The following is a 12452-nucleotide window of genomic DNA, read 5'->3' on the forward strand; positions in this document are numbered from 1 at the left end:
GGGACTCCGCCATGCCCGAGCACCGAAATCACCTCGGCCACCCGGCAGATACCCCTCGGCGACGCCTCATCACCCCAACCGAAACGGCGAGGCTAGGGAGCTTCGGGCTCGCCGAACAGCTGCCGTACCGTCGAGCGGTAGTTGGTCTGTACGTGGGTGAGCGCGTGGGCGCGGGCGCGCGCCGGGTCGCCGGAGGCGATGGCCTCGTACAACTCGCGGTGTTCGATGAGGAGTTGGGGCCACTCCTCGTTCTGCCGGGTGAGCCAGCGCAGACGGCCGGCGACCGGTTCCATGACGGAGATCAGCAGGCTGTTGCCCGCCATCGCCAGGATGCGGTCGTGGAGGCGGCTGTTGATGTCGGTGATCAGCTCGGCGTCCTCGGCCCGGGTGGCGGCGGCCGCGCGGTCGAGGAGCTCCTCGACCTCCGCGAGATCCTCCGGTGTGGCGCGTGACGCGGCGAGCCCGGCCGCGTAGACCTCCAACGCCTCGCGCAGTTCGAAGAGTTCGGCGACATCCGTCGGGGTGAGACGGCGTACGACGGTGCGGCGCGGCGTCTCGAAGTGCACGAAGCCCTCGGCGACGAGTGCGCGGATCGCCTCGCGCACGGGGACCCGGGAGACCCCGAAGCGCTCGGCCAGCTCGCGCTCGACCAGGCGGTCGCCGGGGCGCAGCCGCCCCGCGATGATCTCCTGCCGCAGCTCGGCCAGGACGCGCTCGCGCACCGCGCCCAGGGGTTCGATCTTCGTCATGGGCCCATCCTCGCCGACTTGGCGGGTGTTTTACGGGGCCGTAACGGCTTGGACATCGGCGGGGACGGTCGACGGCGGGACCATGACGGCTCTTTGGTATACCAAACAAACCTCCCCAGGCTGTCCCGTCCGCACGAAGCGCCGCCGCCCTCCGTCCCCGCCCTCCGTCCCCGCCCTCCGTCTCCGCCCTCCGTCTCCGCCCTCCGTCCCCTCCCTCCGTTCCCTCCTTCCGTTCCCTCCTCCTGTCCCCTCGCCCATGGAGGCCCCCGTGTCCCTCGCCGACAGTGCCGAAGCCACCGGCACCCCAGCGTTCGTCCCCGATCCCCGGCTCACCAATGAAGACCTCGCGCCCGCGGGCAAGCGCAACTGGAAGGTCTTCGACCTCTTCGCCATGTGGATGTCCGACGTCCACAACCTCGGCAACTACACGTTCGCGGCGGGCCTGCTCGTCCTCGGCATGAACGTCTGGCAGATCTTCACGTCCCTGCTCGTCGGCTTCGTGATCATCTACATCGGGATGAACCTGATGGGCCGCATCGGCCAGCGCACCGGCGTGCCCTTCCCCGTGGTCAGCCGCATCAGCTTCGGCGTCTGGGGCGCCAACATCCCCGCGCTGATCAGGGCCGTCATCGCCATCATGTGGTACGGAATCCAGACCTACCTGGCCTCCGTCGCCGTCAACGTCATGCTGCTCGCGGCCTGGCCGGGCCTGGAGTCGTGGACGCACCACTCCTTCCTCGGCCTGGACGCGCTCGGCTGGACGTCCTTCGTCGCGCTGTGGCTGATCCAGGCGATGATCATCAGTCAGGGCATGGAGTCGGTCCGCAAGTTCCAGGACTTCTGCGGTCCCGCCATCTGGCTGGTCATGATCGCGCTCGCCGTCTGGGTCCTCGCCAAGGCCGGCTGGACCATCTCGCTCACCTCGACCCCGCACCCGGTCTCGGTGGGCGAGCAGTGGCGGCAGTGGTTCGGAGCGATCGGGCTCATCCTCGCCACGTACGGCACCCTGATGCTCAACTTCTGCGACTTCTCACGCTTCGCCCCCAGCTACAAGACCGTCAAGCGGGGCAACTTCTGGGGCCTGCCGATCAACTCCACGGCCTTCGTGATCGTGTCGGTCATCGTCACCGCCGGTTCGATCGAGGTGTTCGGCGAGGCCATCACCGACCCGGCGCTGCTGGTCGCCAAGGTCGGCAACACCTGGGTCCTGGTCCTCGGCGCCCTGACCTTCGCCATCGCCACCATGGGCGTCAACATCGTCGCCAACTTCGTCTCCCCGGCGTACGATCTCGCCAACGTCTGGCCGCAGAAGATCACGTTCAAGATCGGCGGCATGATCAGCACGGTGGCCGCGCTGCTGGTGACCCCGTGGAACCTCTTCTCCAACCCCACGGTCGTCAACTACTTCCTCGGCGGCCTCGGCGCCTTCCTGGGCCCCCTGTTCGGCGTGATCATGATCGACTACTACTGGGTCAAGCGCGGCCGCGTCGACGTCGAGCAGCTCTTCGACGCCCGGCCCGGATCGCCGTACTACTACCGCAAGGGCGTCAACCCGAAGGCCCTCTGGGCGTTCCTGCCCTCGGCCGCCGTGGCCGCGGTGCTCGCGCTGGTGAAGACCTTCAGCGACGTGGCCCCGTACTCGTGGTTCATCGGAACCGCACTGGCCGCGGGCCTGTACATCGCCCTGTGCCGGAGCGAGCGCACCGCTACCGAGGACACCGTTCCCGAGCCCGTGGAGGCCTGAGCGGCGTGCACATCGTCGTCACCAACTGCAACACCACGCAAGAGATGACCGAGGAGATCGTACGAGGTGCCCGGGCCGCCGCAGGCCCGGGCACCACCGTGACCGGACTGACCCCCGCGTGGGGACCCGAGTCGGCGGAGGGCTGGCTCGACAGCTACCTCTCGGCGGCGGCCGTACTCGACACCCTGCGGACGTACGAGGGGCCGTACGACGCCGTGGTCATGGCGGGCTTCGGCGAACACGGACGCGAAGGCGCCCGCGAACTCGTCGACGTGCCCGTCGTCGACATCACCGAGGCCGCCGCCCACCTCGCCTGCCTGCTCGGGCGGCGGTACGGCGTCGTCACCACCCTGGAACGCTCGCGCGGCCAGATCGAGGACAGCCTCCACGCGGCCGGTGTCGCCCAGAACTGCGCCGCCGTCGTCGGCACCGGCCTGGGCGTCCTCGACCTCGGCGACGCCCGGCGCACGCAGGAGGCGTTCGTCGCCGCGGCGGAGCGCGCGGTGGAGGCGGGTGCCGAGGTCCTGGTCCTGGGCTGCGCGGGGATGACCGGCCTGCAGCGCGTGGTCGGGGAGAAGCTGGGGCTGCCCGTCGTCGACGGGGTGGCCGCGGCGGTCAAGCTCGCGGAGTCCCTGGTGTCGCTGGGGCTGGGGACGAGTCGGGTAGGCAGCTATGCGCGACCACTGCCCAAGCGGCGGACGTGGGGGTCCCGTGGGACCGGGGGCCTGCCTTGGTCGGGGTGATCCGGCCGAGGTCTGGGAGCGGTGGGGTTCTGATGGGTGGCTGGGCTCTGGCTTGTGGTCGGATTGTGGAGGTGTGTGCGGGCTCTGGCTTGTGTTTGGGTGGGGAGGCGTGCCCGGGCTGTGGGGCGCGCTTGGCATGGGGAGGCGTGCCCGGGCTCTGTGTCGCGCTCAGACCCTAGACATGTGCCCGTGGCTGTGTTCGGGCACGACGGCGGTTGCCGTGATTTCCACGAGCTGGCCGGTGTATCCGAGGCAGGCCACCCCGATCAGCGTCGACGAGTGCGGGCCGATGCTGAGCCCGGACGCCTCGACGACGTCCCAGACCGCGGAGAGCACCGCCGGCTCACTGCCGACGACGTACACGTCCGTCGAGACGACGTGCGCCATGTCGCTGCCGACCGCCCGCAGTTGCTCGTCCAGGTTGGCCAGGACCTGCTCGGCCTGCCGTACGGGATCACCTTGGCCGACTATCTTCCCGTCGGCGTCGAGCGGCACCGACCCGGCGAGGAAGGCCAGCTTGGTCCCGGCTTCGACTATGGACGCGTGGGAGTAGACGGGCGGAGCGAAGAGGCTGGGGACGGTGATGCGTTGGACCATGGGAGGCTCCCGGGATCTTCGATTTCGGCTCTGGGCAAGGCCTTCGATGCTGTTGTCGCCTTCGGCGGGCAACCTGCCGATGATGCGGGTGGGTTGAGGGATCCTGCATCCGCATTTCACACCGGGACCCCTTAGCCATGACTGTCACCACGACCACGGACCAAGCCCTTGATCGCGCACTTGCCTCGCACACTCCTGAGCCAGGTTCGGGTGCGCCTCGCCGATGGCCGCGTAGATCCGCCGCCGCAGCAGCGCGACGGCCTCGGCCCGCCCGGAGGTGCGCCCGCGTCCCGGCAGTCCGTCCAGGAGCTGCTCGTAGTGGATCAGCCGATGCCGCAGGTAGTCGACCTTCCAGGGGGCGAGGGATGTGCGGTCACCGGTGCCGGACGAGGGGCGGCCGTACGGCACAAGGTCACCAGCGCCGGACGAGTCTCGCCTCTGCGCGGCCGCCCGGGACCGACCGGAGTCCTCGCCTTCCGCTCCTTTGAGGCGCCCCCACTCCGCCTCCCTCCGAGCCCGATGCCCAACGGCCCGGAGAGCCAGCTTGCCCGGGTCGAGGCGCGGCACGCCGGTCGGCTCGACCCGGATCCGCTCCAGCACCTCCATCCGTCGGCGCTCCACCGCGCCGGGCACCTGCTTCGACCGCTCTGAGGCAGCCTCCGTCTCTGTGACCGCCCGAAAGCCCCAGCTGCGCTCGGCCTCCTCGACCCGCTCGACGCGATAGAACCGCGTGTACGGCGCCGTCCGGGAACGCGGATGGCAACCGAGCCGGTCCGGCGCCCCCAATAGCCGATGCACTATCCCGCCGGTCCACCCCCGCGCCCGCAGCCCGGCCATCGACACATACCTCTGCCCGTATTCCTGGTAACCCACGATCACTACCTCCCCCGTAGCGCACGCAGTCGTGACGCTCTGTGACTACACCTCCCATTAGAGCGCGCCCCACTGACAACCGCCCGAGGTCGAACGAGGACGAACGACAGCTCCGTCCCGCGGCCGACGAATATTGACTCGACTCCCTCGCCTCGTTCCCCGATCCTCACCTCATGCCCATGCGGCTGTCGCTGCTCATGCCTCCGCGCACCAGGCGCCAAGGACGTGTCACCGCAGCGGACTTCTAGCCGGAGCACGCCGGACATCCGGCGCCCCAGCGGAGGCGCGCCATGTCACGCACCGTCCACCACGTCCCCACCCGACACCGCACGGTCCCCGCGCACTGGTCATCCGGCCTGCGGGGCCCCTGCACCGACCACACGCTCACCGAACTCCGCTATGCCCGCGAGGAGTTGACCAACGCTCGCTGTGAGGGCCGTCGACCCATCCCCATCCACCTCGTCCGCACGTTCGCCGCGTACACCTACCCGCGCGCCCTGAACGCGCAGTTCCACACCCCGTACGAGTCCAGAGCCCGCGCCGACCTGCGCAGCTTCCGCACCACGGTCCGCAAACTCCTCCGCGCCGCACCCCCGGAAGCCCTGCTCGACACAGCGGAAACCCTGGACCACCCGCCGACCCGTCACCGGCACCGAAACCTGTGGGAATGCTGACGTGCACATCGATGCCAACGGGCTACGGCGGCTGCCCGGAAGGGAGCCCGTGGGCGACGAGAAGCTCCTGGCCGCCGTGTGTGATTTTCATGCTGGCGCTGGTTGCAGCGCAGCGGAGGCCCGGCGGGCCACGACGACAACTGTGATCAAGCCTAACTTGACTCTGACGCGTAAATAACAGCAGGTGGGGGCTCTTTCGGGCAGGGGTGTCGGCCCGGTCGGGTCTGTCCGCCGGGCCCCTTCCCCCCTGTTCACCCGGCGGCCTCCATCGGGTCGAGGGTGACGCGGTAGCCGAGTTCGGTCAACCGGGAAACGGCCCGGCGTGCCGCCCGCTCGGGATCCCGTTGGGTGAAGTAGTCGCCGCCGAGCTCGTGGTAGGGCAGGGCGGAGGGCGGGGTGGCTGCCGGCGCGATGACGATGCTCTGCGCCTTGAGTAGCCTCCTGATCTTCAACAGTGTGCGGTGCATGGCGGTCCGACTGCTGTCGAACAGCACGGCCAGGGGTTCCGCGGCCAGGGCGACCCGTAGGTGAAACACGGTGGCCAGGACCTGGTCGGGGAAGGCGAGCCGGGGCGGGCGGCCGCGCTGGGTATCGCCGTCCGGGGCCAAAGTCTGTGCGAGGTCGGCCAGTTGCTGTGGGGACATGCCGGTCAGTGTGGGGTCAGACAGCAGAGCCTGGTCCCATTCCGGGGTCCGCGCCTGCGGGGCCCTGGCCGCCGGGATGGCCGGGCATGGTTGCGGGTGCAAGGCGTAGTTCCAGTCGCCGTGGAAGGCGTGCCGGGTCAGCGGCAGGGCGGCCATGTCCGCGTCGCCGACGTGGACTCCGGTCGGGTAGGTGTTGGTGTCGAGCTCTGCCCTCACGCGCAGTCCGGTGCGGGTCGTGGTCGCGGCGATGGACTGGACGATGACTTCGTGGCTGGTCAGCGGGCGGCCGCGCCAGTTCATGGTGATGTGGGAGAAGAGCCGGTGCTCGATCTTGTTCCACTTCGAAGTTCCCGGCGGTAGGTGACACACGGTGATGGTCAGCCCCGTTTCGGCGGCGAGTGTGGCCAGTTGGAGTTTCCAGGCCCGGGTGCGGTAGCCGTTGGAGCCGCCCGCGTCAGCGGTGATCAGTAGTCGTGTTGCGCCTGGGTAGGTGCCCCGGCCCTGGTCGTGCCACCAGCGGCGGATCGATTCCACCGCGAACGCGGCGGTGTCGTGGTCGGTGCCGACGTTGACCCAGCCGGTGTCCGCCGCGAGATCGTAGATCCCGTAGGGGACGGCTTTGCCCAGCTGCGGTCGGCGAAGTCATGGACGTTCACCCGTACCGGATCGGCCGCGGGCCGCCACTGCCGTCCGCTGTTCTTGAACGCGCCGACGAGCTCCTTCTTCTTTGTGTCCACGCTGATCACCGGCTGACCGGTGTCCCGGTGCTCGCGGGCTTGCTCGTTGAGATAGCGGAACTGGGCATCCCGGTCCGGATGCTGGCTGCCCTCGATGGTCTTGGCGTTGGCCTGCAGACCGAAGCCCTCCTTGCGCAGCATGCCGGCGACCGTGTCGGCACTGACCTGGTGTCCGGCCGGGGTCGGCTCCCGCGCGAGCGTGCGGGTCGACTTCACCGTCCATCGCAGCGGCGACATCGGATCACCCCGTACGTCAGGCTCGACCAGCGCCAACAGTGCCGACCGCAGCCCCGGATCCAGGTCCGCGACCCGTTTGCGGCCTCCGCCCGGACGCCGTACCCGCCCCAGAGGCTCCTCGCCGGCCTCCAGCTCGAACACACCTCTGCGGACCGTGGTCTCGCTGACCGCGCGCCCGCGCAACGGCCCGAACACCACCATGCCCCAGAGCACGCGCCTCCGCGGCCATCAACAGCCGCCGTTGCCGCTCGTCCAGATGCGGGCACAACACCGCAAGCTTCACGGCGAGTTGGTCACGTGTCTCGTCCGGGATGCGCATACCACATCAACGATTACCCGAACGGGAAGCAACACCTTGATTCCCTGCAAGCCCTTAGCGGCGGCTTCTCCGATAGGAGGAAGGGACGGCTGTGCCTTCGGCTGTAAGGGGTCTTCTCGCGGAGCCGGCAACCTGTTGTCGGCTGATAGTGCCGGTGATAAGGCGGCGCAGCGCGTTCTGCGTTTCGGCGTCCGGTGAGTGCACCACCGTTCCGGCTACGCCGCGGGTCAGCAGGACATGGTAAGCGTTGCGAATGCACCGCTCGACGACTTCGTCAGGCGCGCCCCGGAACGCGGGATCCTTCGAAGCTGACCGGTCCACGACGAAGCGGCCTTCGCGCCAGACGAGATCAGGCCCGATGATGACACCGTTCCAGTCGTATTCGAATGTCTGGGCCGTGTAGACACAGCCGATTTGATCGATACCGCGACGGTCTGTCGCCCACAGGCTGGCCGCCGGGGCGTCGGGCACCTGGTGTTGTGGCTTGACGTTCCAAGGCTTGTGCCAGTCGCCGATCTGGACGTCGAGTACCAGCTCGTTGTCGAGTGGGTTGCTCCATGGCCAGCAGAACCCAGCGGTGATGCGTGCTGTTGCGCTTTCTAGGTGCCGCTCTCGCACGAACTCCTCTAGATCCTTCGGGGAGTCGGCCACCAGCAGCTGCATTCGGCCGTCCGGCTTCCAGGCCGAGGCGTCCAAGTCGGTGAGGCCCAGGAGTTCATGCACCCACCGCTGATAGCGCTTGCTGCCTCCCGCGCGGAACGTCCCATGGAGCTCTGTAACCGTGACCTCGCATCCCTGACGCTCGGCGAAATCTCGTAGGTACGCGGTATTTCCGACCTCATCGGGGCGGATGGACTGGTGGTCGTCGAGGAGGAAGATGGGGACTTTGGCTGCGTTGAGCAGTTCATCCACCTGGGGTCGATCCTCCTCGCGTTCCTCCGGCCTCGTCCACCTGTCGGTGGAGGACCGCCGCATGCGGTGAGCCTCGTCGCAGATGAGGATCTCCTCGCTGTCAGGTTCGGCCTCCTGGAAGCTGTTGAAGTACCGGTACATCTTCAATCCGGCCTGCCGCTTTCGGCTTATCTCGCCGTGGCGAGCCGTGCTCAGCAGGATCTCGCGCAGAGTTTCGGTGTACGCGTGCGAGCCGCTGGCCAGTACGGCGAGGTGGCAGCGCAAGGCGAACTCGCGCTGCAGCGCCAGCGCTACCGCGCTCTTGCCGCTTCCTGGGCCACCCCGAAAGATGAAGACGCGCTTGCGGCCCGAATTTTCGCCGAGGGCTGCGCGCTCCACGTGCCGGAGGATGAGATCGAAGGCCACCTGCTGTTCGTCGAGCAGAGTCAGTCCGCCACCCGTGACGGATCGCTGACGAGCGATGTCGGTGACCTTTCGGAGCGGATCCTGTTTCGCGTCGACCAGAGCCTGAGCGGCCGCGTCACCAGGACCCTTTGTGAAACGGGAGGTAAGCATTCGGCGGAACAGCTCGAGGTCGTCGAGGGTGTAGAGGACTCCGTGCTCTGTTTCCGCCAGATCGAAGAGCGCGGAGACGTGTTCGTCCCGTGCGTTGTGCAGGAAGGCCGCTCCGGTGAGACAGCCGTCGCTCTCTCTGAGGGGAGGGAGATAACGCGTCAAGTACTCGCAGTAGCGCTGTATCTGTCGTACCGGATGAGGCTTGTATGTGTTGTAGCCGAGGTCAACGACTACGGGGCACTCCGGGTGCACGGTGGCGTGGCGTACCTGTTTGAGTTCCAGAGCGATGTAGGAGGGGGTGTTGGTGCCCGGTTGTTGACCGCACAGGATGAGGTCCACCGCGCTATTGGTGTGCGGCATATCGAACTCGATGAGTACATGCACCTCGCCGCGACTGCACCGCAGAAGGGAGTCGACGACGATGGGGATGCTGTTGTTCCAGGCCGCGACGTCTCCGGGGCTGGGATCGTTTCCCTTGGCCTCGCGGTGTCTGGCTATGAGCAACTCGGTCAGCGCAAGGTCTGGAGAACCGGGCTGTGGTGCGAGCAGGTGACTGAGCTCGGATGCAGAGCTGCCAAGAAGCACGAAGGGTCCCCCGGGGCACGAAGTGACTCGTGCGGGTGGGGGCATGTCCGAAACCGGAAGCCCGTCGGGCCGCAACAACAGAGGAAGACTAACGCAGCGAGATCTGTCCACCCAGATATGGGGTAGAGGGCGCCGACAACCGCAGCGATACGGCGATACCGAGAAGATGGTGACCCTGCAGTGAACAGCGGCGGGCCTCCCCGGGACCCGCCGCTTCCTGCTCGTGTCAGACGAGCAAATGCGCCGTCGCCACCAAAGCCCTCAGCACTAGCTCGGAGGCCACTCCGGCAGCGACGCCGATCAGGACTTCACGGAACCAGGTGCGGCGCGGGGGCTTGTACTCAACGGGGGTCATGCGGAGCATCTCCTTACAGGAGTCGGGATACCGGACTTGGTGGGGAGCCCACCGGGCATCCGTACTCACTGAGTGGTGAGTCCACTGTCGTCCACACATCCCGCGACCCGCGACTCGTACTCCCTCCGGGGAGGGGTATGCAGCGCGCAGTCACCATAACGCACAACTGTCACTGCACTCTGGTGAATTAATTTGAGGTGAAGTGGCGCAGGCTTCCGATTGGTTCGGTATGCCGGTGGTCGTCGATGAACTGCGGAAGGAACACGATCTCGTTTGGAAGGCGTTCTGGGCGCGAAGTCGCTAGTTGAGGGGCTTGTCCGCGTATACGGATTAGGGATGCCTGACGCTCGGCCTCGGCTGGGTGCGACCGACAGGCCTGGCTGATCCGGGGCGTGGCGCACACTCCGGCTCAGCCGAATGCCTCCGTCTCGCGTCGACTACGGGCCCCGCCCGCTACGCGGAGAGCACGGCAGGCTCGTCGGCCTCTACCAACTCCCGCAACTTGGCCCGAGTCTCGGCGTCGGTCGAGTAGATCACTGTGCCGACCATGCCCCGTGTCAGCAGCACTTTGTACGTATTGCGGATCAGCTCGTCCACCAGCGCGTCCGGGGTCGCCTTCGTGAAGACAGGGTCCTTGGACGCGGCGCGGTCGACGATCCAGCGGTCGCCGCGCCAAACCAGGTCGGGACCGATGATGACCCCGCTCCAGTCGTACTCGAAGCCCTGTGCGGTGTAGACGCACCCGACCTGACCGAACCCGGCCGGGTCCGTTGCCCAGAGCGCTGCCGGAGGTGCCCCGGCCACCCCGCGCTCGCCGAACACGTTCCAGGGACGGGCCCAGTCGCCTACCACTACGTCTGTCGGCAGATCTTGGCCGGGTGGATACTTCGTGGTCCACCTCCAGCAGTAGCCCGCCGAGATGCGAGCGCCGTAGCCTTCCGCCCGCCGCTTCTGCAGGAAGTCCTCCATCTCCTGAGGGCTGTCCGCGACCAGGAGCTTCATCCGGTCGTCCGGATTCCAGCTCACCGGGCCACCGGGTTCCAGACCCAACAGGCGTACAACCCAACGCAAGTAGGCGTCGCTGCCGCCGCAACGGAACTGGCTGTCCAAGGAGATCTCCTGGAAGCTCAGGTTCTTGGCCGCCGCGACATCTCTGATCTCCTTGACCGTCCCCATCTCTCCAGGACGCACCACTTGGTGCTCATCGAGAAGAAAGACCGGTACCCGGGCCGCATCGATCAGCTCCTCTATCTGGGGCTTGCCCGTGCGGTGCTCCGCGCGCGTGTACCTGTTCGCCGAGGTCTTGCGGATGCGGTGTGCCTCGTCGCAGATCAGGGCGTCCAGGCCGTTTCGCTCTGCGGTCATGAAGCTGTTGAAGTACTTGAACAGCTCCTGGACTTCGCGCTTGCGGGCGCCGGCCACCTTGCGCATGGTCTTCGTGAACGATGCGGAACCTGTCGCGTGGAGAGCCGTCCGGCCCTGGCGATACAACTCGCCGAGCAGCGACAGCGCGATGACACTCTTACCCGTGCCCGGGCCGCCAGTGATGACGACGACTTCCTTGTGGTCGGCGCGTGCGGCCCGGTTCACCGCACGCATGACCACCTCGTACGCGACTCGCTGTTCGTCGAGCAGGACGAACTCCTCGCGGTTGCGCACCTCCCTGGCGGCGACGGCGATCAGCTGCTTGGAAGGGCCGACCTTTCCGGCGAGGAGCTCATCGCCTGAGACAGCCCCGGACGCCGGCCCCAGGCGTGACTTGAGGAAGGTGATGAACTCTCCGCGGCGTTCCTCGCTGAATAGCCGTCCGCGCTCGCTCTGCTCGACGCTGTACAGGCCGCTGATACCGAACTCGGTCGCATTGTGGAGGTACGCGGCCCCGGAAATCCTGCCCGGGTGCTGGGCCAGGGCTCCGTTGAAGGAAACCAGGTAGTCGCAGTAGCCCCGCACCTGTTCGATCGGGTTGAGGACTGGGCGAGGATAGGAGTCAAGCCGGCAGAGCAGGGCATCGTCATCATCCGGCTCGGCGTTGGCCCACTGCTTCAGCTCGACCACCACGTAGGAAGGCTCGCCAGTGGTGGGATGCACCCCGGCCAGTACGGCGTCGGCGCGCTTGCTGGTCAGCGGCAGCTGGTACTCGAAAAGCACGTGCACGTCGTCAAGTCCCGCTTCCAGCAGGACGTTGAGCAGAGCGGGGATGCTCATCCGCCAGGACCTGGCTTCGGCATCGCTCGGCCGGTGGCCGTGGTCACGGACGAAATGCTCCATCAGCCGCAGAAACAGCTGCTCGCTGTGAACCTGCTCGCGGGCGGCGGATACGGATTCACGAAGCAAGGCGGGCTCCCGGGCAGCACGATATGAGGCGTGCGGGTGGGGGCGTGTCCACGGCGGGAAGCCCGGCGGGCCGCATAGATGATCGGCTGAAGCCTATATCGGCGTACATCGGTCTCCTTCGGTTGAGCGGGGGCGGAGCGGGACGTACCCGCGACTCGCAGAAACCCTGCTCCTTCTTCGCTTCGCGATCACTTGCGGCGCCAGCGGAACAGCGGCAACTGCCGCAGCACTGTGGCGACTTGGGTGAGGATCTTGGCGCGGTGAGCTGAATTGCTGTCCTTCAACGCGGCCTTGACGGTGTTGGAAAAGGTGAGGCAAGAAAGCGCGAAGCACACGGTCACGGTGACGGCCGCGGCGATGACGGCGACGATCGCCGTCTCCTGGGTCTGCACGA

10 protein-coding genes and 1 pseudogene are annotated in these 12452 nt (G+C 67.3%); 3 read left to right on the forward strand and 8 right to left on the reverse strand.

Going from position 1 to position 12452, the window contains the following annotated elements:
- Positions 1–92: 92 nt before the first annotated feature.
- Positions 93–749: a GntR family transcriptional regulator gene (locus tag AB0D57_RS11465; protein ID WP_362070432.1), complete on the reverse strand. Its 657-nt coding sequence runs from the start codon at positions 747–749 to the stop codon at positions 93–95.
- A 268-nt stretch (positions 750–1017) separates the two neighbouring features.
- On the opposite strand from AB0D57_RS11465, the gene AB0D57_RS11470 reads away from it, so the two are divergent.
- Both AB0D57_RS11470 and AB0D57_RS11475 read left to right on the forward strand, forming a co-directional pair.
- A complete protein-coding gene (locus AB0D57_RS11470; RefSeq protein ID WP_362070434.1) occupies positions 1018–2493 on the forward strand; it encodes an NCS1 family nucleobase:cation symporter-1 in 1476 nt (491 codons plus the stop codon).
- Positions 2494–2498: 5 nt separating this feature from the next.
- Positions 2499–3236: an aspartate/glutamate racemase family protein gene (locus AB0D57_RS11475; RefSeq protein ID WP_362070436.1), complete on the forward strand. Its 738-nt coding sequence runs from the start codon at positions 2499–2501 to the stop codon at positions 3234–3236.
- A gap of 168 nt (positions 3237–3404) precedes the next feature.
- Here the strand turns inward: AB0D57_RS11475 and AB0D57_RS11480 are convergent, their stop codons facing one another.
- Positions 3405–3833, reverse strand: coding sequence for a RidA family protein (locus AB0D57_RS11480; RefSeq protein ID WP_362070438.1), 429 nt, complete (start codon positions 3831–3833; stop codon positions 3405–3407).
- 144 nt (positions 3834–3977) lie between these two features.
- Positions 3978–4706 carry a hypothetical protein gene (locus AB0D57_RS11485; RefSeq protein WP_362070440.1) on the reverse strand — a complete coding sequence of 243 codons (729 nt, stop codon included), beginning with the start codon at positions 4704–4706 and terminating at the stop codon, positions 3978–3980.
- A 290-nt stretch (positions 4707–4996) separates the two neighbouring features.
- Here AB0D57_RS11485 and AB0D57_RS11490 point away from each other — a divergent pair, with 290 nt between their 5' ends.
- Complete coding sequence (locus tag AB0D57_RS11490; protein WP_362070442.1) at positions 4997–5380, forward strand: hypothetical protein; 384 nt, start codon at positions 4997–4999, stop codon at positions 5378–5380.
- A 251-nt stretch (positions 5381–5631) separates the two neighbouring features.
- On the opposite strand, the pseudogene AB0D57_RS11495 reads toward AB0D57_RS11490, so the two are convergent.
- The 5 genes and pseudogenes from AB0D57_RS11495 to AB0D57_RS11515 all read right to left on the reverse strand — a co-directional run bounded on the left by AB0D57_RS11495 (position 5632) and on the right by AB0D57_RS11515 (position 12450).
- Positions 5632–7199 (reverse strand): annotated as a pseudogene (locus AB0D57_RS11495) (ISAzo13 family transposase).
- A gap of 172 nt (positions 7200–7371) precedes the next feature.
- Positions 7372–9369 (reverse strand): DUF2075 domain-containing protein, encoded by a 1998-nt coding sequence (locus tag AB0D57_RS11500; protein ID WP_362070444.1) that lies wholly within the window; start codon positions 9367–9369, stop codon positions 7372–7374.
- A gap of 226 nt (positions 9370–9595) precedes the next feature.
- Positions 9596–9724 (reverse strand): DUF6408 family protein, encoded by a 129-nt coding sequence (locus AB0D57_RS11505; protein WP_362070446.1) that lies wholly within the window; start codon positions 9722–9724, stop codon positions 9596–9598.
- 453 nt (positions 9725–10177) lie between these two features.
- Positions 10178–12058 (reverse strand): DUF2075 domain-containing protein, encoded by a 1881-nt coding sequence (locus AB0D57_RS11510; protein ID WP_362070449.1) that lies wholly within the window; start codon positions 12056–12058, stop codon positions 10178–10180.
- A 188-nt stretch (positions 12059–12246) separates the two neighbouring features.
- On the reverse strand, positions 12247–12450 hold the full coding sequence (locus tag AB0D57_RS11515) for a hypothetical protein (RefSeq protein WP_143613026.1): 204 nt from the start codon (positions 12448–12450) through the stop codon (positions 12247–12249).
- Between the last annotated feature and the right edge of the window lie 2 nt (positions 12451–12452).

The sequence above is a fragment of the Streptomyces sp. NPDC048275 genome (assembly GCF_040652275.1).
GTDB lineage: Bacteria > Actinomycetota > Actinomycetes > Streptomycetales > Streptomycetaceae > Streptomyces.